We start from the raw sequence: 24,379 nt of genomic DNA on the forward strand, positions 1-24,379 counted from the left end.
TACACAGTGCACTGGGTTATGTATCGCCTTTTGAGTTTGAAGCAATGTACTATGATAAGATTAACCCGTTAGGTCAGGTGGCCTAACTTAAATAAAAAAGTCTCCGACAAACCCGGTACGGTTCATCTGGCTGATAACCTGAAAACTCATAAAAGTCATGCAACAATTGAGCATAGACATCTGAAAAATTTATTAAGCTTTCTGGTTGTAAACCATAATGGTCAAAATAGCGATCATCAATGAAATAAGCTAATCCTATGTGCGTGTTGAGATAAGTTGATACGCCCAGTTGCCGACAAAAGTCAGGATTATATTGCAACTGTAATTGCGTATTACAAATAATTTTTGAGGCTACAATTTTAGCTACATTGCGAATATTGAGATGGCGAATACTAGGATGCATCGATGTCAAAATTCGACTCGAAGAATAATCCATCATGATCGTTTGGCCTTCAATTGATTTAGATTTTTATCAAGTAATGATTTAGTTGCTTCTCGTTTTACAAGTAAGCATCTAAACTATGTCTATATTAATATAAAAACATGACCAAAACGTCAAGTTTTTATTGTCTATTTGGCGGTAATAATGACACTTGAATTAGACTCGAATGAATTTAAGATTCGATTGAAAGAAGTCAGAAAGATACGAAAGCTGACACAGCAAGAACTTGCTGAAAAAACGGGAATACCCGTAACCTCTATTGCGCATTTTGAGTCGGGCTCACGTAAACCCTCATTAGAGAATTTTTATAAACTCATTGTCGTACTTAATGTATCAGCCGATTACATCTTGGGACGCCGTGAAAAAATGAGTACCTCAGGGATTGATCCTATTACTAATGCTTTACAGGAATTACCAGAGTTGGAACGCAAAATGATTGAGAAATTTATTATTTCTTTAGGCTCTGACTAGAGACAACCATGCATATATGAATCAGACAAGAAAAAGACCTAAAAATTAAAAAACCACCTAACGTGGTTTTTTTCGAGAGCGTTCAAAATAGCTTTTTCCTCGTGAAATATTTTATTAAAAGTAAATTTACATCATGGTTTTATAAAATTACCCCTTGAGCCTTTCTCCTTTATCCAAACGTTCCCATATAAGCCAATTTATTTTTTCCTACTAACAGAAGACCTATTATTTTTCTGTATTTCATACCAATTTAACACCTCCGTATAATCAAAGTAGTTATGCGCTTTTTCACCATCTGCAAGCTTAAAAGGTCGTGGAAAATCGGGATTCTTTGCGATCAAAAAGTTTAGTCCCGTCCTCGACAAGCCTAATTTTTTTGCTACATCATTAAACTTTAAAGCTAACGCTTTATTTTCCTGAATCATAGTTGATTGTGGTGTTTTCATTTCCAACATAAATATTTTTTCAAAAAAAGAAAAAATCATATCAGACTAAAAAAAATATTTTTCCAATAGTGTCAATTCGTTAAATTTAGTTCAAAAATCAGAATGAAATTCATTCATGTACCAATTGAAAATCTCATCAACATCAAAATACATCACTGCTTGTCGAGTATCTCGATCTCTCATGGGTTTTGGAAAGTTAGGAACAGCATTTTGAATTTTGATAAGTTGCTGACGATTAATCTGTAAAATTTTGCACAATATGCTACTTGAACATCGCCACACATTTTCTTCACGGAGTTTCATTAAAGTCGGATTTATTTGACTATGAGGGTTTAGTAAAGTTTTCATCAATTTATTAAAACAGTTAAAACCCATTAATCTACACATATTAGAAAAATTACATCTTCAATAATCCCGTTTCGCAAAAAAAAAGCCGAAAATAAAATTTCAGCTTTTAAAATTATAACAAGAACACTTTAATCAAACATTCTTACTCCGCAGATCGAATCCAAGTGGTCAGCCCAAAATTGCATAACATCCACCCTTTCTCTTAAGTGAGCACCTTTATCATATGCACCTTTCACACCTGCTTTTTGATGAGACAATGCTGATTCAATCACTTGTTCTTTATCGCTAAAAATATCATTTAAAAAAGTACTCGCAATGTGGCGAAATCCATGAGGATTCTGCTTCCCAGTATACCCCATTCGTTTCAATGCTGAATTGAAGGTCACGTCAGATATAAATTTTTCATTTGAATTACTTCTTGATGGAAACAAATATTCATTGCCATCCCCTGAAATCTCTTTTAATCGAAGCAATAATTTAATTGCTTGCTTCGGTAACGGTATCGCATGAGCTACTCTTCTTTTCATCAGATCAGCAGGTCTAAGCCATACTCTTGTTTCAAAATTAAATTGATCCCAACGTGCAGCTCTCAACTCACCAGGTCTAGGAAACAACACCAAGAGCAATTCGAGTCCAATGCTAGTAGTTTCAGAGCGATAATTACGGATTGCATTAACAAGATCGGGAAGTTCATCCATTACGACATGTTTCATTGAGCCTGAAGTATGATTTACTAGCCCTTTTCGTACTCTTGCGAGAGGGTTATAGCTAATTAAATTATCATCAATTGCATAATCATAAGCATTACGACAATACGAAATTAATTTTTCAAGTCTATTGAATATCCCTTCATTTAATTGTTTTTCTCTGAAAAATTCTTTCCATTCAGATGCGGAAATTTCTTTAAATAAACGGTGACCAAATACTGGCAATATATGCTTTTCTATCGACTGATACTCTTTCTTATAGGTTTTATCAGTCCATACACCTTTTTTCGTATTCATCCATTTAATCAGTAAATTACCAAACAATAGGTTCTCTTGTTGTTTAGCTTCCAATAATTTCTCATTTTTAGTTTTTAAAATGAGTTCACCATTTTGATACTTAATAGCCAACGAGCGTGCTTCTTTGACTGAGATTGCTGGGTAGCTTCCCAACCCAAGCCATGTCCACTTACCAACCGTACTCTTAAATCTTAACTGCCATGACTTTTTGCCTGTTACACCAACTTTTAAATACAGACCTGAAATATCTGAAACTCTGTACTCAGATTCTTGTGCTTTTAATGCTGCATATTGTGTATCTGTAAGTAATTTAGATTTAGCCATAAAATTTTGATTTTCCTAGATTAAACTAGGCTCCTGTATCCTGAGTTCTATTTTTTATACAGGATACAAGCCAGGATACAAATAGGGTGTTTTTATACGAGTACACCTGAGTATTCCTAAGACATAAAAAAACCCTTAACTCTATTAGAATTAAGGGTTTAAGTATGTATTTTACAATATAAACATATGAATTTGGTGGGCCCAGACAGACTTGAACTGTCGACCAACGGATTATGAGTCCGCTGCTCTAACCGACTGAGCTATAGGCCCTATAATTGAATTTGTTATATTTCAACAAGTTCAAGCGCAAAGAATACTAGCGAAGATTTTTTAAAAACACAAGCCATTTTCAGAAATTGCTGTATAGATAGTCAGCAGACGAATTTGATTATTATTGAAATATAAAAACTACACCTTCACTTTCCGAAACATTGCCCGATGCAACTTTAAACGCTTCTCTTTACGCACTTCTAAAAACAACTCAAACATTGACCATACCAAGACCAATAACAACACAGTCAATGCCACAAGAAAAGTCGTCAAATAAGCCACTTTAGTATCCTTCCATGATGCGTGGAATAGTGAAATGATGAATAGAATCATAGCTAATTACGACCAAAGTCTAATGATTTACAAATCATTTGAATAGTGCATTTTTGCTCAATTTAAGACTTAATTTCTCTCAATTCATATATTTTTAATATTAAAAACAAAGTATTTAGAGTTAAAACCAATAAAAGATATAACGCTATATCAACTGCATCACTTGAGATTGCTATATTTCAAACAATTTTCTGTTGACTCTTATATAAAACAAGCAGAAATTATGCATTTCCAGATTCATCAGCTGTTAAATCTATGTTGAAAAAATTTATAGGCGAGTCCGCATTCAAACTTGCAGGATGGCAATATCAGGTAGAACCCAACATCCTCGAAAATAAACAAGTGATCGTCGGTTTTGAACACACCTCAATGATGGATGCAATCCTCTCGCTTGCTCTGTTCCAAATTTATGATATTAAAATTCATACTTTAATCAAAAAAGAGCTTTTTAAAGGGCCACTTAAACCTATTTTAGAAAAAGTCGGCGGTATTCCAGTAGACCGTAAATCTAACAAAGATATTGTGTCGCAAATGGTGGAATTGTTCGAGCAAAATGAGCATTTCAATCTGGTCATTGCCCCCCGAAGCGACTCGCGCCAAAACAGGCGAAACACGTAAACCGATCCGTACAGGTTTCTGGCATATCGCCAAAGCGGCTCAAGTGCCTATTGTTTTAATGTATGCCAATTCACAAACCAAACAAGGCGGGATTTTTGGTAAAATCTATCCGACAGAACTAGATCACGATATGGCGCTCATCCAACGTCTTTACAAAGAACATGTCGGCTTGGATATTGTCATTCCTGAGCCTAAAAACGCTCAAACAAACGCTTAAAAAACCTAAAGCCCTACTCTTTATCTAAAAAAAGGGCTTATGGTAGAATGAGCGCAATTTTGATAGGCATACTGCCAATCTGTAAGGAGCAATTTCGCATGGCGGGTCATTCCAAGTGGGCCAACATTAAGCATCGTAAAGCCAAACAAGATGCGAGTCGTGGTAAGTTGTTTACCAAATTTATTCGTGAATTAACAACAGCAGCAAAGCTTGGCGGCGCTGATGCTGCAAGCAACCCTCGTCTACGTGCAGTCGTAGAAAAAGCGCTGTCTGTAAACATGACACGTGACGTAATTAACCGTGCTATTCAACGTGGTGCTGGTGGTGAAGATAACGATGACTTAAAAGAGGTCACTTATGAAGGCTATGGCGTTGGTGGTGTTGCGGTTATCGTTGAAACCATGACTGATAACTTGAACCGTACTGTGCCAGATGTACGTCACTGTTTTTCTAAAACTGATGGTAACTTAGGAACCAATGGTTCAGTGGCCTTCTTGTTCACAAAACGTGGCGAAATTTCATTTGAAGATGCATCTTTAGAAGACCAAGTCATGGAAGTGGCTTTAGAAGCTGGTGCAGAAGATATTGAAGTGTCTGAAGATGGTATTTTGGTTATTACCACCCCTGAAGCGTTTGGTGAAGTTCAAGATGCATTAACTGCGGCAGGTTTAAAGTCAGATAATGCAGAAGTGGTGATGAGCCCATCAACCAAAGCAGATATTACCGATATCGACCAAGCGAAAAAAATCATGAAAATGATAGATATGCTTGAAGATTTGGATGACGTTCAAAACGTATATACCAACGTAGAATTCTCTGATGAAGTTTTGGCTCAATTAGATGCTTAAGTATTAATAATATTGAACCACTGCATAGAAAAACGCACATATATGTGCGTTTTTTTATGCCTAAGTTTTTATGTGAAATCAAACTTTATTTAATAAGCCATGACAGTTTAAAACATCATATTCTTTAATCACAAAACTAGAATGTAAGCCTGCGACATGCTCAATTTTACCAATTTTTTTTAATAAAATTTCACTGTAATTTTCCATATCTCGCGCCACCACTTCTACAATAAAATCTGCAGTCTGCCCTGTCACTAAAAATGCACGAATCACTTCAGGAATACTTTCCAATTCATCTAAAAATTTAGCAAAAATGTCAGTATCGTGCTTGCTTAAAGACACCTGCAACAGTACGTGTAAACTAAAGCCTAATTTCTGATAATTAATTTCACGCTTTAAACCTGAAATAATGTTTTGGTCAATCAGACTTTTAATACGACGATGTACCGAACTGACCGACATATTCACACGCTCAGAAAGTTCATTGAGGTTCACATCTTCATTGCTTAAAATTTCTAAAATATGCTTATCGAAACGATCTAGTTCCATTTTCAAGCACTCAATCTAATCTGATAAAATTTAAACTCATGCTGCCATTATACTTAAATTATTTTGCAGACTAAGCATCTTTATCGAAAATTATTTTCCATTATTAAAGCAAAATGTTTATGATTCAACAGATCACCGCTTATCGTTTTGAACAACTTAACAGACAAACGGAACAGCTTTCTAATTTATTGATTTTCAAATTTTTAAATTTAAAAAACTCAACAAAACAACGAATCTACTCATACATTTTCACAATCCCGACCGTCTATCTTTTACAAGTGTATAGAAATGTATTAAAACAGATGCGCTCGACAATAAGCACAATGCAGCACAACAAAACCAATAAAAATACAAGGAGTCGTCATGGCTTTTAAATCTCTAAGCTTGCTGAAAATAAAATTAGCTCTGTATTTACCGTTGAAACTCAGACCAGCTCTTTATTCGATGGACTCTTAAGTGGTGGCTCTTTAAGCAATACCTTTTCTGGTTTGCTTGGCAGCCTGACTAGTTCGACCTCGACCACACCTACCCTAGATTCTTTATTAAAAAGTTTACTCTCTGGCAGCAGCTTAGATAGTTCTAGCCTAACCAATCTAATCAGCCAATTTTCAAGCTCGAATACCAACTTAGATATCACCAGTTTAATTAGCAAACTGACACAATCCAATAGTGGTAGTTTCGATATCGCTTCCATCACCAACTTACTCAGCGGCATGATTGGCAGCAATGCAGGTGATTTAGATATTACGAAACTCACCCAATTAGTGAATGGATTAATCTGTGGCAATACAGGTAATCTTGACATTGCTCAAATTACTCAATTGGTCAGCGGTTTGATTTCGGGCAATAGTGACCTCGATATGGCTGCAATCACACAACTGGTTGGTGGTTTAATTGGCGGCAATACTGGCAATTTAGACGGCATGGATATCGCAGTGATTGCTGAACTTGTAGGCGGTTTAATCCAAGGCAATGGCGATCTTGATATTGCGCAAATTGCTCAACTGGTAAGCGGCTTGATTGGCAGCAATATCGGTGGCGGTTTAGGCGGTATGGATATCGCGGTCATTGCTGAATTAGTAGGCGGTTTAATGCAAGGCAATGGCGATCTTGATATTGCACAAATTGCGCAACTGGCAAGCGGCTTAATTGGCGGTAACATCGGTGGTGATTTAGGTGGTCTAGATATCGCTGCTCTAGAACCAATTCTTGCGTTGCTTAATCCTGAAGGTCAGCTTGCAAGTGACTTTGATCTAGGTGGTTTATTAAATAATCTGACTGGAGATACAACTGGTGGTTTCAGCTTAGATGGCTTGAGTGATGGTTTTGACAACTTAATTTCTGGTTCAGATTTTAACATCAGCGACTTACTGCAAGGTGCGTCATCTACAACCAGTTCAGAGATCAATATTGATAGCTTAGTCCCTGCATTAGGCGATGCATTTGGCAATTTAACTGGTGGCACATCAGACACTCAATTTGATTTAGCTACCCTGCCAAATTTGGTACAGACTTTTGATTTGAATAACTTAAATTCTTTGTTCTAATCCTTGGTTTTAGGTTTTTATACATCAGTATCCAAAAAATACGCGCAGATTGCGCGTATTTTATCTGAGGCGATAACATTTAAATACCGCGCCAATCTACACGTGCATTACGCTCAGTTTGATAAATACGAGAAACATATTGCCCTAAAGGTAAATCCAGCAAATATTTTTTATAATCTTTAAATTCTTCAGAAATCACTTCATCATGTTCTTTTTCCCACGGCGTTCCAGAAATTTCCAAAATAGGTGCAAGCATCGAACACACTGAAATATCGGCTAAACCTAAACGCTCACCCACAAAATAACGCCCGTAATTATCAATCAAATGCTGATTTAAAATGACAATTAATTCATCCATCCGCTGTTTGGATTCTGCAACTTTATCTTGATCGAGCTGATAGCCCTTAGACACCAAGGCTTTAATAATTGGCTTGGAATATTTAGAAAATTGACGCAAATAGCCTTTTTCGCCAATTAAAATTTCCAAAGGTTCTTCACTTTCAGATAATGCATGCGCCAACCCCCATCGACGCACATGCTGCCCCAATTCATCAGCCAAAGTATTTATGGCCAACGCATGTTTATATTGTTCGGCATCACTGCGTAACAAGGCATGTTCGGGGTAAATATCATCTAGATATAAAGCAATTTGAGTCGAATCTGCTATCCAGCGGTCTTGATCACGTAAAATAGGTAATTTATTTTGCCCTGTTTTTAATTGGGCAAAAGCGCGATGCACGCCTGGAATTAAGTTTTGCGCATCATAATCTAACTCTTTATGATCCAATAACCAGCGAGCTTTCTCACAAAAATGAGACAAAGGAAACTGGTATAAGATGCGCATAAAATCTCCATATTTAAAATTTTGATATCCAAAGCAGTATCAATACTGTGCTTGTCATACTTTAGTCATAGCCTCTTATAATTACAATGTACTTTTTATTCAAAATTCAGGCGAAACAGTCAGCAATTCAAAATCAATTCCGAAAAGAAATTCAACGTACAGCATCAAGCACGCTAGATTGGAGAAACATCTGTCCGATGACCTGACTTTATCTGCCCTTTCATGTAAAATCGTGCCTAATTTTTAAATAACACGTTGTGAGTTATTCATGGGTTTTAATTGTGGTATTGTGGGCCTGCCAAACGTTGGTAAATCTACGCTTTTTAATGCTTTAACCAAAGCTGCAATTGCAGCGGAAAACTTCCCGTTCTGTACCATTGAGCCAAATACAGGCATTGTACCTGTGCCAGATTCACGTTTGGACAAATTGGCGGAAATCGTAAATCCGCAACGTGTATTACCCACCACGATGGAATTTGTGGATATTGCAGGTTTGGTTGCAGGTGCATCTAAAGGTGAAGGTTTAGGTAACCAATTCCTTGCCAACATTCGTGAAACTGATGCGATTGCGCATGTAGTTCGTTGCTTTGAAGATGAAAACGTCATTCACGTAAATGGTAAGATTGACCCATTAGATGACATTGCAACCATCAATACCGAACTTGCGTTGGCCGATTTAGAAACGGTGAGCAAAGCCATTACACGCTTAGCAAAATCTGCCAAAGGTGGCGATAAAGAAGCCGTAGCGACCAAAGCTGTTTTAGAAAAAATCCAACCTTTACTGGATGATGGCAAGCCTGCACGTGCAGCCAATTTAGATGACGATGAACGCAAATTGGTTCGTGGTTTTGGTTTATTAACCTTAAAACCAACCATGTATATTGCGAACGTGGCAGAAGATGGCTTTGAAAATAACCCGCACTTAGATGCAGTCAAAAAACTTGCTGCAGAAGAAAATGCGATTGTGGTGCCTTTATGCAACCAAATTGAAGCCGAAATTTCATTACTTGAAGATGAAGACCGTGCAGAATTCCTAGAAGCTCTTGGTATGAAAGAACCAGGGCTGAACGTAGTGATTCGTGCAGGTTATGCGCTGTTAGGTCTGCAAACTTACTTTACTGCAGGCGTACAAGAAGTCCGCGCGTGGACAGTGAAAGTAGGTGCAACTGCACCACAAGCAGCAGGCGTAATTCACACTGACTTTGAAAAAGGCTTTATCCGCGCAGAATGTATTGCTTATGAGGATTTCGTACAATACAACGGCGAAGCAGGTGCAAAAGAAGCAGGTAAATGGCGCTTGGAAGGTAAAACTTATATCGTACAAGACGGTGATGTTTTACACTTCCGTTTTAATGTTTAATTGTTTTTATGTTTAGTTTTAGAACAATGCTTACAGCCGAGCATTGATTCAATAAAAAAACCTCGATGTAAGCATCGAGGTTTTTTTATAGGCGATTCTGCATCACATCAATGCAAAATAATCTCAACTAAGACTGCACCACATTGCCCTTTTGTTTCGGGTCGGTATTACCCAATTCAGGATGCGCCAAAGCATCGGCACATTGTTTTTTATCACGTTCATAATCGGCTTGTTTTTGTGCAAGACTGCTTGAACTGTCAATCGTCGCACGTGCCCAAATTTCCAAACTGGTCAAGGCCTTACGACACAGCGCATATTTCCCTTCCGTTACAGAGTCGGTCATTTTGACATTAATACGCCAGTCGGTACTTAATTTACGGGCAGGTTTGCGGACTTTATCTTCAATTAAGTTACGCTGTTTACGATACACGTACGGCTCAACTTCATTCATTAATTCCCACGCGGCTTGCGCATACACAGTCGCATCATTGGTGAGTTTTGGCGCAGGCTTAATTTCTACTGTTTTTTGCGGGTTGTTGTCATTGCTACACGCTTGCAATAACAGGCTACTGCATAACATTGAAGCAAGCAGGATTACAGGTGTTTTCAATTTCAACATATCGGTTCGCCCATACAAACAATTCGGCATCATGCTAATGAATTCAAGTATAATACACAATCTTCATTTGACCCATCGTTCAACTTTCTCCCACAAGGTGTGTCGTGTCCGTACACAATATTCAAACTGCGCCCGCAGCAAGTTTTTGGCAAGGTGCAAAAGATAGTCAGGCGATTATTTTCACCTATCTGCCTGTTTCTTTTGCTTTTGGTGTTTCTGCAACTCAATTCGGCTTTAGCGCATGGGAAGCCTTATTTTTATCTTGCTCGATGTATGCAGGGGCGAGTCAATTTTTAGTCGTTGCCTTATTGGGCAGTGGAACTTCAATCTGGATGACCGCATTAACGGTAATCGCCTTGGATATTCGACATTTACTTTACGGCCCGGCCTTACAAAACCTGATTCAAGATCGTTTAAACCTAAAAAAAACTGCAATTTGGTCATGGGGTCTGACCGATGAAGTTTTTGCCTCAGGCATGATTAAACTGTCACAGCGCCGTCAGGAATGGTCTGAATCATGGATGCTTGGACTGAGTTTATTTAGTTGGTTGTCTTGGGCATTAGGCTCTTTGTTAGGCGGATTATTTGCCGATCAAGTCACTAAAATGCCACAGTTTTTGCAAGCGGCGCTCGACTTTTTACTGCCCGCTTTATTCCTTAGCTTCTTATTGGCAGCATTTGAAAAGAAACACACCTTTGTCGTGGGAATCACCATTCTAGTATCTGCCGTAGCTTGTTATTTTATTGACTTATCTGCTGCAATTTTTATTGGGATTTCTTCAGGTATTTTGGCGGGATTATTTAAACACTATGTTTTAAAACAACCCGACCCTGAACATACAGGAGCAAAATCATGAGTTTAGAAATTATTTTGGTCGGTATTATAGTCGGTATCGCAAACTTCGCCTCACGTTTTGGGCCATTCTTTGTGATTCAGAAGTTTCAACAAGGCTCGCAACAACGTGGTGCTTTATGGCTTAAAATCGCTTTAGGCAGTATTGGTATTGCTGCAATTAGCTCTATGCTTGTGGTTGCAACCTTGCCACCTTTGCTTGAAACACCCAATAAAAGTTTTGCGATGTTAATTGGCTTTTTAGTACTCACAGGTTTGTATTTTAAGTTTAAGAAAATCGTCCCTGCCACGCTTACTGCAGCCATCACCTATGGTTTAATTTATACTTATGTGCCATTTTCGTTCTAATGTTGCTGAAATTTAGAGGTTGAATCGTCCAAATGAGCTATTTCAGGATTCAGCCCTAATTACTATAAAGCACTGAATGCAATATAAGTAGATGACAAAATCATGATTTTGTTGCAAACAGGGCTTAACTCATGGAACAGTTCTGCTATGCTAAAAGCCCACTTTAGCAAGGACGATTCACATGAGCGTGACCATTGGTACTCCCCTTCAATCTTCTGCTTTTAAAGTTTTGCTATTGGGTTCAGGGGAACTCGGTAAAGAGGTGGTAATTTCACTGCAACGCTTAGGCGTAGAAGTACATGCCGCCGATCGCTACGACCATGCGCCAGCCATGCAAGTCGCACATTATGCTTATACTTTAAACATGGCAGATGCCACAGAATTAAAACAACTGATTGAAAAAATTCAACCCAATTTAATTGTGCCTGAAATTGAGGCCATTGCGACATCAGTTTTACTTGAAATTGAAGCGCAAAATATTGCAACAGTGATTCCATCTGCCAAAGCGGTAAATTTGACCATGAACCGTGAAGGCATTCGTCGTTTGGCTGCAGAAGAATTAGGTTTGCCGACATCCGCTTATCGCTTTGCCAATTCTCTCGAATCTTTCCGCGCTGCATGTGATGACATTGGTTATCCAAACTTTGTGAAGCCTGTGATGTCATCTTCAGGCAAGGGACAATCGCGTGTCACCTGCTTTGATGAAGTTGATGCAGCTTGGGAATATGCCCAGACTGGCGGGCGCGTCAATCAAGGCACTGTGATTGTTGAATCACAAATTGACTTCGATTTTGAAATTACCTTATTAACCGTACGTGCTAAAAACCCAGAAACTGGTGCGATCGAAACTTCATATTGCGACCCAATTGGTCACCGTCAAGATGCAGGCGACTATGTAGAAAGCTGGCAACCTCAAGCCATGAGTGATGCTGCCTTGACTGAAGCCAAACGAATTGCACACAAAGTGACTACTGCCTTAGGTGGTTGCGGTATTTTTGGTGTAGAGCTGTTTGTGAAAGGCGATAAAGTCTGGTTCAGTGAAGTCTCTCCACGTCCACACGACACAGGTTTGGTGACATTGGCTTCACAATTCCAAAGTGAATTTGAATTACATGCCCGCGCGATTTTAGGCTTACCTGTCAATACCACACGCCATAGCGTTGCAGCCAGTGCGGTGATTTATGCAGGTGTCGATGCAACGAATCTTTCATTTTCTGGCCTGAATCTTGCATTAGCACATCCCGATACAGATTTACGTTTATTTGGCAAACCTGAAGGTTTTGAGCGTCGTCGTATGGGCGTTGCCACTGCACGAGCAGAAACCACAGAGCAAGCGCGTGAGCTAGCTCAGCAGACTGCGGACACTGTTCGCGTACATTTAAACGAAAATCAAAATTAAGCTCGTCATTGCATAACGGAATTGTCCATGATCATTACATTACCCTTGCTGAATTATGTAAAAAGCAACCATGACATTCAGGCCATTAACCAATGGCGCACCGATGTCGAAAATCAGCTACAACAATGTTTTGAAAATGGACAATCCATTCGTGAAGTGATTTTGGCGCGTTCTAACCTGATTGATGAAGCGCTCACTTTCTTATGGCAACATGCTGAATTAGACAAAACCGATTTGAGCCTATTTGCAGTGGGCGGCTATGGGCGTAAAGAAATGCTGCCCTATTCCGATGTCGATATTATGGTGTTGTCGGAAGATGCAATCACATCAGAACAAGAACAACTTATTTCGACCTTTATTTCGTCTTTATGGGATGTTGGCAACTTCAAACCTGCCACCAGCGTGCGGACTATTCAAGACTGTGTGATTCAGGCAACCAGTGATTTAACTGTTGCAACTGCCTTGATTGAAGCGCGTTTAATTACAGGAAATCAGCAGCTTGCCAAATGGCCGCGTCGTATTGTTTCGCAAACTTGGACAGATAAAACCTTTTTTGATGCCAAAATGGAGGAGCAAAGCAAGCGTTACGCGCAGCACAATGACACCGAAAGTAATTTAGAACCTGATATTAAAAATGCTCCGGGCGGTATTCGTGACATCAACCAAATTGGCTGGATTGCCAAACGCCATTTTCGCGTCAATCGTATTTACGACTTGGTGCATTTAGGTTTTATTTCAGAATTTGAATTGGGTGTACTTGAAGAAGCCGAAAGCTTTTTATGGGAAATCCGTCATCATCTCCATCGTTTAACCAAACGTGATGAAAACCGTTTATTGTTTGATTATCAACGAGATATTGCAGCAACTTTTGGCTATGTTCGAGAAGAAGGTAAACCGCAAAATTACCCGATTGAACAATTTATGAAGCGTTATTATCGCTCTGCACAGCAAGTTTCCACTTTAAATGAAATGTTGCTGGCCTATTTTAATGAGTCGGTCATTACCCCGCGTTTGCCTAATTATGAACGTAACATTGAAGAAATTAATGAAAATTTTAAACTGGTCGATGGCAAACTTGCCGTGCAGCACCACAAAATTTTCTCAGAAAAACCAAGCGCAATTTTAGAAATTTTCTATTTATTGGCCAATCGTCCTGAAATTGAAGGAATTCGCGCACGAACACTGCGCCTGCTGACACTTGCAGCCAAGCGTATTGACCAAAGTTTCCGTGATGATCCAACGCATCAAGCGCTGTTTATGGCAATTTTGCGCTCACCGCACCGCTTGTATAATACCTTGGTGACTATGAAACGCTTAGGTGTATTGGGCAATTACATCCCCGCTTTTGGTCAAATTACAGGTTTAATGCAATACGACTTATTCCATATTTATACAGTCGATGCGCACATTTTACTATTACTCCGCAATTTAAGCCGCTTCAAAGAACCTGAATTCGCGAAAGATTTTCCTGTGGTCAGTTCGGTATTTCAGCGTTTAGCCCGTCGTGACATTATTTATTTGGCTGCGATTTTCCATGATATTGCTAAAGGTCGTCGTGGTGATCACAGTGAACTTGGTGCGGTAGATGCGATTGAGTTTTGCCGTAAACACGGATTTACTGAACGTGAATGTAACCTTGTGGCATGGTTAGTCAAAAATCACTTGTTGATGTCAGTCACAGCACAGAAAAAAGATATTTCTGACCCCGATGTGGTCAAGGAATTTGCCGAAAAAATGGGAGATATGGAGCATTTAGATTATCTCTATACCTTAACGGTTGCTGATATTAATGCGACTAATCCAACACTCTGGAACTCATGGCGTGCATCCTTAATGCGCCAACTTTATACGCAAGCGCGTGATGTCATTCGCTCAGGACTTGGGCGTCCCGTCGATTATCAAATGCTGATTGAAGACACCAAATTTGCGGCAAGCGAGTTACTGGTTAAAGATTTTGAACTCAGTGCTGTTGAAAAAGTCTGGCAAGAACTGGGCGATGAATACTTTATTAAAGAATCTGCCGATGAAATTGCATGGCATACCCGCGCGATTTTGGAGCATGGCGATAATCCTGCACCATTAGTGCTCATGCGCGCGCACCGAAAATCAGCACAAGACGCAGTACAAATCTTTATTTACACGCAAGACCAACCTAACCTATTTGCCACAACTGTCGCTATTTTAGACCGCATGAACCTTGACGTTCAGGATGCACGAATTATTACTGCGACCAAAGCCTTTAGTTTGGATACTTACGTGGTCTTAGACCGTTTTGGCACACTCTTAACAGACCCTGAACGTGAAGAAATGGTGATTGAGGCTTTAGTGAATGCCTTGAGCCAGTCAGATAAATATCCGGGTTTGATGCAACGCCGCATTCCGCGTCAATTACGTCATTTTGACATTGAAAATACAGTAGAAGTGACTTTCAATGCAGCGCTGAATCAAAACATGGTCGAAATTGCCACACTAGATCATCCCGGGTTACTCGCCAAAATTGGCGGCTTGTTTATGATGCAAGGCTTAGATATTCACTCCGCCAAAATTGCCACCCTGGGCGAACGTGCCGAAGATATTTTCTTCGTCACCAAAAAAGATGGCAACCCAATGACAAAGTCTGAAGCAGATACCTTTGCCATCCAGCTCAAAGCTGCTTTAGATGAGGCCTCTAATCAGGTCTGTGGTCAACATTAACTTCAATTTACGGAACATCCATGAACTCAAGTTTGTCCTTATTACATCCTTACCCTTTTGAAAAGCTAAACAAACTATTTCAGGACGTACAACCTGCAAATTTGCCGTTAATTCCACTGTCTATTGGCGAACCTAAACATCCTGCACCTGAATTTGTCAAACAAGCCATTATTGATAATTTTCAGCATTTATCAACTTATCCGAACAGCAAAGGTCTGCCTGAATTACGTCACAGCATTGCCCATTGGCTGACACAACGCTTTCATTTAAAACAAGTTAACCCAGACACTCAAGTTCTCCCCGTTTCAGGTACACGTGAAGCGATTTTTTCCTTCGTACAAGCATTGATTCGACGTGAAGATGCACCCTATGTAGTGATGCCCAATCCGTTTTATCAAATTTATGAAGGGGCAACTTTATTGGCAGGTGCCCAACCTTATTTCATCAATTGCACCGAAGACAATAATTACTTGGGTGATTTTGATGCCGTACCTGCAGAAGTCTGGGAAAAAACCGCTTTATTATTTGTCTGTACACCAGGAAATCCAACGGGTGCTGTCCTTTCAAAAGAACAATTTAAAAAGCTAATAGCTTTGTCAGATCAATATAATTTTGTCATTGCATCTGATGAATGTTATTCGGAATTATGGTTTGACCAAGCTCCTACAGGTTTACTGGAAGTCTGTGCCGAACTTGGACGCGATGACTACAAAAACTGCATCGTATTCCATTCTTTGTCTAAACGCTCAAACTTACCCGGCATGCGTTCAGGCTTTGTTGCGGGCGATGCCAACTTATTAAAACCTTATTTGCAATATCGTACCTATCATGGTGCGGCAATGCCTGTACAACATCAATTGGCATCTATTGCAGCTTGGGATGATGAACAGCACGTTGAAGATAATCGTCAACAATATCGCGCCAAGTTTGAATTATTCCAAACGGAACTTGGGCATTTACTGCCATTAAAAAAACCAGATGCAGGTTTTTATTACTGGCTCAAAGTCGACCATGATGAAAATTTTGCCAAAATATTGATGGAAAAAGCCCATATTAAAGTGCTACCAGGGCGATATTTATCTCGTGAAACCGCACAAGGTAACCCAGGTGAAAACCATGTTCGCTTGGCTTTGGTTGCAGATTTGGCACAATGTGAACAAGTAATTCAACGTCTTAAAGCGATTTTATAAGTTAATGATTTCAACTAAATTTAAGGCGATCATCTGATCGCCTTAATCAGGGTCTGTTGACATTTCATAAATGGCTTGCGCTGTAGGCTAAAACTGAGCAGATCAGGCATGAAACGCAAGTAATAGCGAGACTATTGCCAAGTTTCATGACGCAATCTGAGAAAGTTTTAGCCACATGAGCAATAACAAAGCACTGCTTTGTTTGCTGCGCAAGGGGACAAGCATATTTTTTTGCTGCTATTGCGTTATGAGTCAGTTATTTAGAATGACTAAATTTCCTGTCTCATGCCTTATATCAGCTAAAAAATATGCGTTGTCGCAAATATAGACGAAGTGTCAACAGACCCTAAATTATTTGCACAAGCGCAAGCCTTTATCGTAAAGCCTTTTCAATTTCCGTCTGCAAATCTTCAGGTTTAGTTGTCGGAGCAAAACGGTTTAAGACTTTGCCATCTTTGCCAATTAAAAACTTGGTAAAGTTCCATTTAATTCCATTGCCTAAAATCCCCTTACTGTTATTGGTTAAATAACGGAAAATTGCATGTGCTTCTGGGCCTTTCACATCAATTTTACTAAACATGGGAAAACTGACCCCATAGTTTTTTTGACAAAAACTCCCTATTTGCTCATTGGAGCCAGGGTCTTGCCCGCCAAATTGATTGCATGGAAAACCTAATACCTCAAGACCACGGTCTTTATATTGTTGATACAATTTTTCCAAACCCGCAAATTGTGGGGTAAAACCACATTTGCTGGCTGTATTCACAATCAATAGCACCTTGCCTTCATAATCACTAAAAGCTTTATTTTCTCCGTCTAATAATTCAGCTTCAAACTGATAAATGCTAGTCATGGATAATTTCCCTCATCATTTTTTTCTTGTGTTTTAAGTTCTAATGAAGCTGAGTTGACGCAATAACGCAATCCTGTCGGTTGTGGCCCATCGTCAAAAACATGCCCTAAATGTGCGTCACAATGATGACAAACAATCTCTGTACGTTGCATACCATGTGAACTGTCATGGTGCTCTTCAACTACTCCAGGCTGAATTGGACGATAGAAACTAGGCCAACCACTGCCACTGTCATATTTTGTTTCAGATGAGAATAACGCTGTTCCACAACAACGGCAGCTATACACACCCTCTTGTTTAGTATTCCAATATTTCCCCGTGAACGCAGGCTCTGTCCCTTTTTGTCGTGTAATCCGAAACTCCTCTGGTGATAACTCTCTTTGCCATTCTCGGTCTGTTTTATTGAGTTTTCCCATCACTAACTCCTTTAAATCTTTGACATTCAGTGTCATGCTTCAGTACTTCCATATTTACGCTAGAGCTTGCAAAATATCTAGCTAAATTTCAGCATAGATTGTGATATTTCAGTAATCTATATTTTGTTTATCTTAAAATCATTGGATGGAACTATGTCCGTACTTGGTAACACGACTCCACGCGAAATAAAAAAATCATCAAAACTCGAGCATGTATGCTACGACATTCGCGGACCTGTGTTACGAGCGGCCAATGAAATGGAAGAGGCCGGTCATAAAATTATTAAACTGAATATTGGCAACCCCGCCCCATTCGGTTTTGAAGCTCCACAGGAAATTATTAATGATGTTGCATTGAACTTACCCAATGCAATTGGTTATACCGACTCTAAAGGGATTTTTCCTGCGCGTAAGGCCATTTGTCAGTACTATCAGCAAAAAGGCATTTTTGATATGCACGTGAATGACGTGTATATCGGCAATGGTGTGTCTGAACTGATTGTTATGGCGATGCAAGGTTTATTGGACGATGGCGATGAAATGCTGGTGCCAATGCCTGACTATCCATTATGGACAGCCGCGGTGAATTTGTCGGGTGGTACAGCTATTCACTATAAATGTGATGAAGAAAACCACTGGTACCCAGACATTGCCGACATGGAAAGCAAAATCACGCCAAATACACGTGGTATTGTCATCATTAACCCGAATAACCCTACAGGTGCGGTGTATCCACGTCATGTTTTAGAACAAATTGTTGCACTGGCTAAAAAATATGACCTGATTTTATTTGCCGATGAAATTTACGACAAAATCATTTATGACGGTATTGAGCACGTTGCTGTAGCTGCATTGGCAGGTGATCAGCTCTGTATTTCATTCAATGGTTTGTCTAAGTCATATCGTATTGCAGGCTTCCGATCAGGCTGGATGGCCATTACAGGCAATAAATCTCGCGCCGCAGACTATATTGAAGGTTTGGACATGCTTGCTTCCATGCGTCTGTGTGCCAACCATCAGGCACAATATGCGATTCAAACAGCATTGGGTGGTTATCAATCTATCAATGACTTGATCCGTCCAGGTGGTCGTTTATATGAACAGCGCAACATTGCTTGGGAAATGCTAAATGAAATTCCAGGAGTGTCATGTGTGAAACCTGAAGGTGCGATGTACTGCTTCCCAAGATTAGATCCAAACGTCTATCCAATTGAAGATGACGAAAAATTAATGTTGGATTTACTTAAAGCCGAAAAAGTACTGTTAGTGCAAGGTACAGGTTTTAACTGGCCTACACCAGACCATTTCCGTGTTGTGTTCTTACCTGCAGAAAATGAATTACGTGAAGCCATGACGCGTTTAGGCCGTTTCTTGGCAAAAATTCGCTAAGTTCGCTGAAACAACTGTTTAGGAATGCCGTGTTGATCACGGCATTTTTTATGTTCTTAAATGAGTATTACGACCTGATTCACAATCAGAATGAAACAAATATGGCTTGCTGCCAACATAAAAGCTAAGCTTTTACTCCCTAGCGAAAGCATGCTGTAATAGCAACAAGCAATAAAGTTTCAGGAATTGAGCATGCACTACCAAGTTCATCTTATTGATGCGCAAAAACCTTCACAAAATTATATTTGGTTGCTTGAACATCGTGACAGTAAACAAGTGGTAGTAGTCGATCCTACCGATGCCAAACCTGTTGAAGATTTTTGCCAAAGCCATGGCTTAGAGATTGCCCAAATTTGGCTGACACATTGGCATCAAGACCATATTGGTGGTGTACCTGAACTCATTGCAGAACGCAACTTGCCAGTTTATGGCCCACGTGAAGAATTGAGCAAAATTCCGTTTATCACGCATCCTTTACAAAACCAAGACCATATCAATTTTCATGATTTACAGGTCGATGTTATTGCCGTTCCGGGACATACCTTGGGGCATATTGTGTATTTTATAGATGCGTTGGATGTATTGTTCTGTGGCGACACTTTATTTGCGATGGGCTGTGGGCGTGTTTTTGAAGGTACATATTTGCAAATGTATCAATCTTTAAACCGCTTGGCAGCGCTGCCTCCGCGTACCCGAGTATATTGCACCCATGAATATACATTGGCGAATGCACAATTTGCACTGCATGTAGAACCCGACAATGCTGCCATTCAAGAGCGTTATCAACAAATTGAAAGTTTACGCATGCTTAATAAACCCACTTTGCCAAGCAGCATCGAACTAGAACTAGAAACCAATCCATTTTTAAGAGCCGAAAGTGTCGAAGAATTTCAGAAATTACGTGAACTCAAAGACAACTTTTAAATTGATGCTTTGATCATAAAGCATCTGATATTTCTCTCGGATTATAAAATCTGATTACTGGCAGCAAACTCATCTAATTGAGTTTGCGTCACCACACGTACAGCATTCATTTCATCGACCCGCACCAACAGCAAATTGGACAATGCAGGCTGATAACGGCGTGCGCTGCCAAAAGGCGTATAATCCACTTTGGATTGTGAGGAAAACAGTAACCAATCTTCATGCCCGAGCATCACAGCAACAGGCTCTAGTCCTTGATTTTGCATCTGCTTCACCATGCACTCCACCTGCTGTTGAATTGTTTGTGCGGTCATGTCTATTTCCCAAATCTTCAAACTCAACCATAGTATAAGCTAATGTCTATTAGGTACCGACATGCTCCATACTAATATCCATTGCATTAAATTAAAGCTTGGCATAAAAAATGGATAATCTTTATGTGTTAATGCTGAAAATAAATACAGCCTAAAACTAAAAATCATTAACAAAATATTTCTAAGTCATCTTTTGGCAATATATCTAAGACCTTAAAATTAATTACGCCACCTCAGTTAAAATAATAAATATCAATAATTTACAAATAAATAATTCTTTTAAAATATTCTAATTGCTTAAAAGGACTTTAGATTTCTAAAAATCAGTGAAAAAAATGTCAAAGAAATACATTTCTGCCCTTTAAAAATTCAAGAAATATCCCTATTAATAATTAAATAAATGGATAGGAGTTCTCTCGTGAAAAAAGTTGTTAAAGCAAAAAATTTAATTGCGTTTCGTATTTGGTTAGAAAAATTAGGTTATTCAGTCAAAAATTTGGCGGATGGTCACGGTTTCACATTTAGCTTTCAAAAAGAATATGGTTTGGTCACTTGCGAGCTTTCTGGTAATGCTTTAGCAATGAAATTAGGCGAGGAATTTGAAGACCATTTAAAAGCATAAGTACTTATACAATATAGATAAGTATGCGATAACGGTTGAACTTGATAGGATGCAAAAATAAAAATTCAAATCGTATTTCATCAACACTTAAAGATGATCTTGCCCATAACCTGTTTATGGGCTTTTTTTTATACTGAACTTTAAATCTTAAAATACATCTAAGCCTTGTCAAAGAGATGCAATGATTTAAAGCTAAAATAACAGGCAATAAAAAAGCAAGGTCATTGCCTTGCTCTTTAATGTATGGTGGGGACGGAGAGACTCGAACTCTCACACCTCGCGGCGCTGGAACCTAAATCCAGTGCGTCTACCAATTTCGCCACGTCCCCAACATCGGGTACCAACTGAGTTGTTGGATTTTAATTTGGCAGAGGATCAAGGATTCGAACCTTGACGAACGGTTTTGGAGACCGTCATGCTACCATTACACCAATCCTCTGTAACTTAAAATCAAGCTGACTTGATATTTAAGTGGTGGGGACGGAGAGACTCGAACTCTCACACCTCGCGGCGCTGGAACCTAAATCCAGTGCGTCTACCAATTTCGCCACGTCCCCGATGGCTGTGTATATTATAGAGATCACTTCCTGATGACAAGCCTTTTTTATAAAAAAGCACAATGACTGTTTAAATAAAAAACAAAAAACTATTTTTTGATTTTTTCTTAAGCATATTCAGCCACTAAGCCATAATTTCAACTCTGCAATACTCGTTGCACGCTGCGAATAAGACTTTGCCAACATGTGATTCAGCAGTGGTAAAAATGCTTGTAGATGTATGGGAAGTTGAATATGCAATCTTTGACAGTGCAAATATGCCCAATCGTGGTAACTCTTTGCCTGTAAGCGTTGTTGCGTTAACCACTCATAAAAAATAATGCCTAACGCATAAATATCACTTTGTGCAGTTTTAGGCTGTCCGTGAAATAATTCTGGCGCCATATAACGTGGTGTGGCGGTCATCCCCTGACATTGAATATCTGCAACTTGCTGTGCTTGCTCAAAATCTAACAGTTTGATTTGCCCATCTAACTGCACAATATGTTCAGCTTTTAAGTCGGCATGAATCCAACCCAATTGATGCAATGCATCCACTGCTTCAAAGACACGCAAAAATATGTGTTTAATCGCTTCTGTATATTCAGGTAGATTACCCATCGCAAAAATAGCTTGCGCCTCAGACAGAATTAAAGCACGTGAATAGACCTGTGAATAATGCGATGAAATGTCATGTGAATTACCCTGCGGCTGAATATGAATGGGTGCAGCATCCATCAATTCACATGGCAATAAAAAAGATAAATGTGATGATTGCGCGTACTGTTTATAAAAGTTCCATTCTTGTGCAAAGCCCTGCTCTACTGTCGCATAAACTCCCTGTTGTTGGACTTTCAGCCAATAAAACTGCCCTTGATGTTCAAAACGATAAATATGCCGACCATGTTGCAAACTTTGCGCTTTACTGCGCAACTCGAACTGCGCAGTATCTAGCTGTTGAACATCCAAATTTAAAACATTAAACAACACTTGCGCCAGTGCGCATTTCTGCTGCGACTTCGGTGGATACCTCTATTTGAGGTGCATTTAATAATTCTAAGCAATGTTGCAAAGTTTTACCGACACGTGCATGCGTTTCAATCGATGAAATTTTCGGCCAAGTCGCACGCTCGCCTTCACGCTGTAAAATTTTAAATAAATGTGGTTTCGGGTTTTGCAACATATAGCTGTAATGACGCAGGTTATAGCTTCCTACAATATTCACATCACCATAATAGCGTTGATCGACAATGCCATAGCCATGATCTAGCAAACGACGCACTGGCGGTACAGCTCCTGCGCGCTCACGTACAAAATCCATTACCCCACGACTAATGACTTTGCCCTGACGACGAATAATCCGTTCTGGCCAACTCAGCATATCTTTACGATAACGCTTAATATCATCCTGCATAAAAGGCACTACATGCGGATTGACCTGACTGGCGATGGTGTAGTTAATATTATACAAACGTGCCATTTTTTCCTGTGGGAAATCGCTACGCACACTGCCATCCACCCAACGGGTTTTACCCATATATGGAGTGTGTTCGCCATCATAACGCTTGTTGGTTAAACGTACTGGTGGAAATAAAATTGGCACAGCACACGAGGCCAACACCGCACTCCAAACCAACAAATCTGGCGCAGTGAAGCTGTTCATAATGCGTGAGTCTTGCGATGCATCATAAGGCGCAACCGCCACATTAATATGCAAACCTGATTTTTGAAAAGCTTCTTCAAACGTGGTATCGCCCAAGTTTTTGATCAGGAATTTTTTTAAATAATGCACATCGGCAATTCCACCATTGCCTTTAAGAATTTCGCGCATTTGTCTAAACTGAAATGCTTCGTGGAAAAATGACTCACCACCCAAAATATGCTGTACTTCTTCAGGTTTTGCGATGCCTAGCATTGCAGTCATTATTGCACCCGCGCTCGAACCCGACAGCACTTTAGGCATTAAATCCTGTTCAAGTAAGGCCTTACAAACACCTGTATGAAACAAACCTAGCGTTGCCCCACCAGAGAACATCAAGGCAGGTTGTCCGTATGCAGTTTGGCATTGCTGAAAAAACTCTATTTTTTCTACTTTGGTTAAAGCCTGACATTCATCTGAAGCGACAAAAGCCAAACTTTTACTGACTTCATCCACATAATCTTCAATAATTTTTTTAGTACCCACATAGGTTGCAGTAAACAACATCGGATGGGCAATATTGGCGATGTCAAAAGTTAAACCTTCACGCAAAATATAAATTAAATCGTGACTGCGTTCGGTGGTGCGATAACGGCGTAATAAATTTAAACGATGCGAGATAATTTCCGCATCAAAATATGGCGAACTGTTGTCATATTTCCATTCTTGCGCACCAGTTTCTTCATCTATACGAATGGCAATACTTTTCCATTCTTCATACGATTCGGCATTTTGAATTTGGCGCTTGAGTTTTTTTATGCGATAGGCTTGATGCGGATTAACATCTTCGGTGAAATCTTTAAATAACATAGCATTCCTCAATCCGTTGGTTTATTCGCAGCACTACGCTTGCCTATGCCTACTATACACAACAATATCTAAAAAATTGTAATACGCGTCAA

At 39.4% G+C, this 24,379-nt stretch carries 24 protein-coding genes, 4 tRNA genes and 1 pseudogene; 13 read left to right on the forward strand and 16 right to left on the reverse strand.

The annotated features are described in order from the left end of the window. Window positions 1-82: 82 nt before the first annotated feature. Window positions 83-439: a hypothetical protein gene (locus FTV41_RS10675; protein WP_179996539.1), complete on the reverse strand. Its 357-nt coding sequence runs from the start codon at window positions 437-439 to the stop codon at window positions 83-85. 147 nt (window positions 440-586) lie between these two features. On the opposite strand from FTV41_RS10675, the gene FTV41_RS10680 reads away from it, so the two are divergent. After that, window positions 587-913 carry a helix-turn-helix domain-containing protein gene (locus FTV41_RS10680; RefSeq protein ID WP_179996540.1) on the forward strand — a complete coding sequence of 109 codons (327 nt, stop codon included), beginning with the start codon at window positions 587-589 and terminating at the stop codon, window positions 911-913. A gap of 197 nt (window positions 914-1,110) precedes the next feature. Here the strand turns inward: FTV41_RS10680 and FTV41_RS10685 are convergent, their stop codons facing one another. From FTV41_RS10685 to FTV41_RS10700, 4 genes are all read right to left on the reverse strand, one after another. Further along, window positions 1,111-1,359, reverse strand: coding sequence for an AlpA family transcriptional regulator (locus FTV41_RS10685; protein WP_179996541.1), 249 nt, complete (start codon window positions 1,357-1,359; stop codon window positions 1,111-1,113). Window positions 1,360-1,835: 476 nt separating this feature from the next. Further along, window positions 1,836-3,035 (reverse strand): tyrosine-type recombinase/integrase, encoded by a 1,200-nt coding sequence (locus FTV41_RS10690; RefSeq protein ID WP_179996542.1) that lies wholly within the window; start codon window positions 3,033-3,035, stop codon window positions 1,836-1,838. 193 nt (window positions 3,036-3,228) lie between these two features. Next, window positions 3,229-3,305 (reverse strand) — tRNA-Ile (locus FTV41_RS10695). Window positions 3,306-3,443: 138 nt separating this feature from the next. Further along, window positions 3,444-3,587 (reverse strand): hypothetical protein, encoded by a 144-nt coding sequence (locus FTV41_RS10700; protein WP_154320842.1) that lies wholly within the window; start codon window positions 3,585-3,587, stop codon window positions 3,444-3,446. A 306-nt stretch (window positions 3,588-3,893) separates the two neighbouring features. Here FTV41_RS10700 and FTV41_RS10705 point away from each other — a divergent pair. Together FTV41_RS10705 and FTV41_RS10710 are read left to right on the forward strand one after the other, a co-directional pair. Continuing rightward, a pseudogene (locus FTV41_RS10705) lies at window positions 3,894-4,473 on the forward strand (1-acyl-sn-glycerol-3-phosphate acyltransferase). Between the two features lie 98 nt (window positions 4,474-4,571). Continuing rightward, complete coding sequence (locus FTV41_RS10710) at window positions 4,572-5,321, forward strand: YebC/PmpR family DNA-binding transcriptional regulator (protein ID WP_168418613.1); 750 nt, start codon at window positions 4,572-4,574, stop codon at window positions 5,319-5,321. A 78-nt stretch (window positions 5,322-5,399) separates the two neighbouring features. On the opposite strand, the gene FTV41_RS10715 is transcribed toward FTV41_RS10710, so the two are convergent. Further along, window positions 5,400-5,870 carry an Lrp/AsnC family transcriptional regulator gene (locus tag FTV41_RS10715; RefSeq protein ID WP_168418614.1) on the reverse strand — a complete coding sequence of 157 codons (471 nt, stop codon included), beginning with the start codon at window positions 5,868-5,870 and terminating at the stop codon, window positions 5,400-5,402. Between the two features lie 488 nt (window positions 5,871-6,358). Here FTV41_RS10715 and FTV41_RS10720 point away from each other — a divergent pair, with 488 nt between their 5' ends. After that, window positions 6,359-7,417 carry a hypothetical protein gene (locus FTV41_RS10720; protein WP_218945175.1) on the forward strand — a complete coding sequence of 353 codons (1,059 nt, stop codon included), beginning with the start codon at window positions 6,359-6,361 and terminating at the stop codon, window positions 7,415-7,417. Between the two features lie 79 nt (window positions 7,418-7,496). On the opposite strand, the gene FTV41_RS10725 is transcribed toward FTV41_RS10720, so the two are convergent. Next, window positions 7,497-8,261: a glutathione S-transferase family protein gene (locus tag FTV41_RS10725; RefSeq protein WP_096902290.1), complete on the reverse strand. Its 765-nt coding sequence runs from the start codon at window positions 8,259-8,261 to the stop codon at window positions 7,497-7,499. A 268-nt stretch (window positions 8,262-8,529) separates the two neighbouring features. Here FTV41_RS10725 and ychF point away from each other — a divergent pair, with 268 nt between their 5' ends. Beyond that, entirely contained in the window at window positions 8,530-9,621 is a 1,092-nt protein-coding gene (ychF, locus tag FTV41_RS10730; protein ID WP_179996543.1) for a redox-regulated ATPase YchF, read from the forward strand. 127 nt (window positions 9,622-9,748) lie between these two features. Here ychF and FTV41_RS10735 read toward each other — a convergent pair whose 3' ends face one another. Next, window positions 9,749-10,240: a hypothetical protein gene (locus tag FTV41_RS10735; protein ID WP_026438320.1), complete on the reverse strand. Its 492-nt coding sequence runs from the start codon at window positions 10,238-10,240 to the stop codon at window positions 9,749-9,751. Window positions 10,241-10,359: 119 nt separating this feature from the next. Between FTV41_RS10735 and FTV41_RS10740 the strand changes: the two genes are divergently transcribed. From FTV41_RS10740 to dapC, 5 genes are all read left to right on the forward strand, one after another. After that, window positions 10,360-11,097, forward strand: coding sequence for an AzlC family ABC transporter permease (locus tag FTV41_RS10740; RefSeq protein ID WP_171062558.1), 738 nt, complete (start codon window positions 10,360-10,362; stop codon window positions 11,095-11,097). Next, entirely contained in the window at window positions 11,094-11,441 is a 348-nt protein-coding gene (ygaH, locus tag FTV41_RS10745) for an L-valine transporter subunit YgaH (RefSeq protein ID WP_179989735.1), read from the forward strand. The genes FTV41_RS10740 and ygaH overlap by 4 nt, the downstream gene beginning before the upstream one ends. 181 nt (window positions 11,442-11,622) lie before the next feature. Beyond that, window positions 11,623-12,840: a formate-dependent phosphoribosylglycinamide formyltransferase gene (gene purT / locus FTV41_RS10750; RefSeq protein ID WP_179988445.1), complete on the forward strand. Its 1,218-nt coding sequence runs from the start codon at window positions 11,623-11,625 to the stop codon at window positions 12,838-12,840. A gap of 27 nt (window positions 12,841-12,867) precedes the next feature. Next, the gene (glnD, locus tag FTV41_RS10755) at window positions 12,868-15,534 is read left to right on the forward strand and encodes a [protein-PII] uridylyltransferase (RefSeq protein WP_004971443.1); all 2,667 of its coding nucleotides are present in this window, start codon (window positions 12,868-12,870) and stop codon (window positions 15,532-15,534) included. A gap of 20 nt (window positions 15,535-15,554) precedes the next feature. Then, window positions 15,555-16,724, forward strand: coding sequence for a succinyldiaminopimelate transaminase (dapC, locus tag FTV41_RS10760; RefSeq protein WP_179996544.1), 1,170 nt, complete (start codon window positions 15,555-15,557; stop codon window positions 16,722-16,724). A gap of 373 nt (window positions 16,725-17,097) precedes the next feature. Here the strand turns inward: dapC and FTV41_RS10765 are convergent, their stop codons facing one another. After that, window positions 17,098-17,577 carry a glutathione peroxidase gene (locus FTV41_RS10765; RefSeq protein ID WP_179996545.1) on the reverse strand — a complete coding sequence of 160 codons (480 nt, stop codon included), beginning with the start codon at window positions 17,575-17,577 and terminating at the stop codon, window positions 17,098-17,100. Then, complete coding sequence (msrB, locus tag FTV41_RS10770) at window positions 17,574-17,993, reverse strand: peptide-methionine (R)-S-oxide reductase MsrB (RefSeq protein ID WP_168419425.1); 420 nt, start codon at window positions 17,991-17,993, stop codon at window positions 17,574-17,576. The genes FTV41_RS10765 and msrB overlap by 4 nt, the downstream gene beginning before the upstream one ends. A gap of 153 nt (window positions 17,994-18,146) precedes the next feature. On the opposite strand from msrB, the gene FTV41_RS10775 reads away from it, so the two are divergent. Both FTV41_RS10775 and gloB read left to right on the forward strand, forming a co-directional pair. After that, on the forward strand, window positions 18,147-19,382 hold the full coding sequence (locus FTV41_RS10775) for a pyridoxal phosphate-dependent aminotransferase (RefSeq protein ID WP_168419418.1): 1,236 nt from the start codon (window positions 18,147-18,149) through the stop codon (window positions 19,380-19,382). A gap of 192 nt (window positions 19,383-19,574) precedes the next feature. After that, window positions 19,575-20,306, forward strand: coding sequence for a hydroxyacylglutathione hydrolase (gloB, locus tag FTV41_RS10780; RefSeq protein ID WP_179996546.1), 732 nt, complete (start codon window positions 19,575-19,577; stop codon window positions 20,304-20,306). Window positions 20,307-20,347: 41 nt separating this feature from the next. On the opposite strand, the gene FTV41_RS10785 is transcribed toward gloB, so the two are convergent. Further along, window positions 20,348-20,620 carry a hypothetical protein gene (locus tag FTV41_RS10785; protein ID WP_096902295.1) on the reverse strand — a complete coding sequence of 91 codons (273 nt, stop codon included), beginning with the start codon at window positions 20,618-20,620 and terminating at the stop codon, window positions 20,348-20,350. A 418-nt stretch (window positions 20,621-21,038) separates the two neighbouring features. On the opposite strand from FTV41_RS10785, the gene FTV41_RS10790 reads away from it, so the two are divergent. Further along, window positions 21,039-21,242 carry a hypothetical protein gene (locus FTV41_RS10790; RefSeq protein ID WP_004971452.1) on the forward strand — a complete coding sequence of 68 codons (204 nt, stop codon included), beginning with the start codon at window positions 21,039-21,041 and terminating at the stop codon, window positions 21,240-21,242. Window positions 21,243-21,486: 244 nt separating this feature from the next. Here the strand turns inward: FTV41_RS10790 and FTV41_RS10795 are convergent. The 5 genes from FTV41_RS10795 to FTV41_RS10815 all read right to left on the reverse strand — a co-directional run bounded on the left by FTV41_RS10795 (window position 21,487) and on the right by FTV41_RS10815 (window position 24,287). Further along, a tRNA-Leu gene (locus FTV41_RS10795) sits at window positions 21,487-21,571 on the reverse strand. A gap of 36 nt (window positions 21,572-21,607) precedes the next feature. Continuing rightward, window positions 21,608-21,681: transfer RNA gene (locus FTV41_RS10800), tRNA-Trp, on the reverse strand. Between the two features lie 33 nt (window positions 21,682-21,714). Further along, window positions 21,715-21,799, reverse strand: a tRNA-Leu gene (locus FTV41_RS10805). Between the two features lie 117 nt (window positions 21,800-21,916). Next, window positions 21,917-22,768 carry a protein kinase gene (locus FTV41_RS10810; RefSeq protein WP_179996547.1) on the reverse strand — a complete coding sequence of 284 codons (852 nt, stop codon included), beginning with the start codon at window positions 22,766-22,768 and terminating at the stop codon, window positions 21,917-21,919. Then, window positions 22,758-24,287, reverse strand: coding sequence for a DUF3336 domain-containing protein (locus tag FTV41_RS10815; protein WP_096902519.1), 1,530 nt, complete (start codon window positions 24,285-24,287; stop codon window positions 22,758-22,760). The genes FTV41_RS10810 and FTV41_RS10815 overlap by 11 nt, the downstream gene beginning before the upstream one ends. Window positions 24,288-24,379: the final 92 nt, after the last annotated feature.

This window comes from Acinetobacter sp. YH16051 (assembly GCF_013417135.1).
Lineage (GTDB): Bacteria > Pseudomonadota > Gammaproteobacteria > Pseudomonadales > Moraxellaceae > Acinetobacter > Acinetobacter towneri.

What these genes read in the sequence shown, in the direction of transcription:
- FTV41_RS10675 (WP_179996539.1), bottom strand. Translation starts at nt 439, where the DNA reads ATGATGGATTATTCTTCGAGTCGAATTTTGACATCGATGCATCCTAGT.
- FTV41_RS10680 (WP_179996540.1), top strand. Translation starts at nt 587, where the DNA reads ATGACACTTGAATTAGACTCGAATGAATTTAAGATTCGATTGAAAGAA.
- FTV41_RS10685 (WP_179996541.1), bottom strand. Translation starts at nt 1,359, where the DNA reads ATGAAAACACCACAATCAACTATGATTCAGGAAAATAAAGCGTTAGCT.
- FTV41_RS10690 (WP_179996542.1), bottom strand. Translation starts at nt 3,035, where the DNA reads ATGGCTAAATCTAAATTACTTACAGATACACAATATGCAGCATTAAAA.
- FTV41_RS10710 (WP_168418613.1), top strand. Translation starts at nt 4,572, where the DNA reads ATGGCGGGTCATTCCAAGTGGGCCAACATTAAGCATCGTAAAGCCAAA.
- FTV41_RS10715 (WP_168418614.1), bottom strand. Translation starts at nt 5,870, where the DNA reads ATGGAACTAGATCGTTTCGATAAGCATATTTTAGAAATTTTAAGCAAT.
- FTV41_RS10725 (WP_096902290.1), bottom strand. Translation starts at nt 8,261, where the DNA reads ATGCGCATCTTATACCAGTTTCCTTTGTCTCATTTTTGTGAGAAAGCT.
- ychF (WP_179996543.1), top strand. Translation starts at nt 8,530, where the DNA reads ATGGGTTTTAATTGTGGTATTGTGGGCCTGCCAAACGTTGGTAAATCT.
- FTV41_RS10735 (WP_026438320.1), bottom strand. Translation starts at nt 10,240, where the DNA reads ATGTTGAAATTGAAAACACCTGTAATCCTGCTTGCTTCAATGTTATGC.
- ygaH (WP_179989735.1), top strand. Translation starts at nt 11,094, where the DNA reads ATGAGTTTAGAAATTATTTTGGTCGGTATTATAGTCGGTATCGCAAAC.
- purT (WP_179988445.1), top strand. Translation starts at nt 11,623, where the DNA reads ATGAGCGTGACCATTGGTACTCCCCTTCAATCTTCTGCTTTTAAAGTT.
- glnD (WP_004971443.1), top strand. Translation starts at nt 12,868, where the DNA reads ATGATCATTACATTACCCTTGCTGAATTATGTAAAAAGCAACCATGAC.
- dapC (WP_179996544.1), top strand. Translation starts at nt 15,555, where the DNA reads ATGAACTCAAGTTTGTCCTTATTACATCCTTACCCTTTTGAAAAGCTA.
- FTV41_RS10765 (WP_179996545.1), bottom strand. Translation starts at nt 17,577, where the DNA reads ATGACTAGCATTTATCAGTTTGAAGCTGAATTATTAGACGGAGAAAAT.
- msrB (WP_168419425.1), bottom strand. Translation starts at nt 17,993, where the DNA reads ATGGGAAAACTCAATAAAACAGACCGAGAATGGCAAAGAGAGTTATCA.
- FTV41_RS10775 (WP_168419418.1), top strand. Translation starts at nt 18,147, where the DNA reads ATGTCCGTACTTGGTAACACGACTCCACGCGAAATAAAAAAATCATCA.
- gloB (WP_179996546.1), top strand. Translation starts at nt 19,575, where the DNA reads ATGCACTACCAAGTTCATCTTATTGATGCGCAAAAACCTTCACAAAAT.
- FTV41_RS10785 (WP_096902295.1), bottom strand. Translation starts at nt 20,620, where the DNA reads ATGACCGCACAAACAATTCAACAGCAGGTGGAGTGCATGGTGAAGCAG.
- FTV41_RS10815 (WP_096902519.1), bottom strand. Translation starts at nt 24,287, where the DNA reads ATGTTATTTAAAGATTTCACCGAAGATGTTAATCCGCATCAAGCCTAT.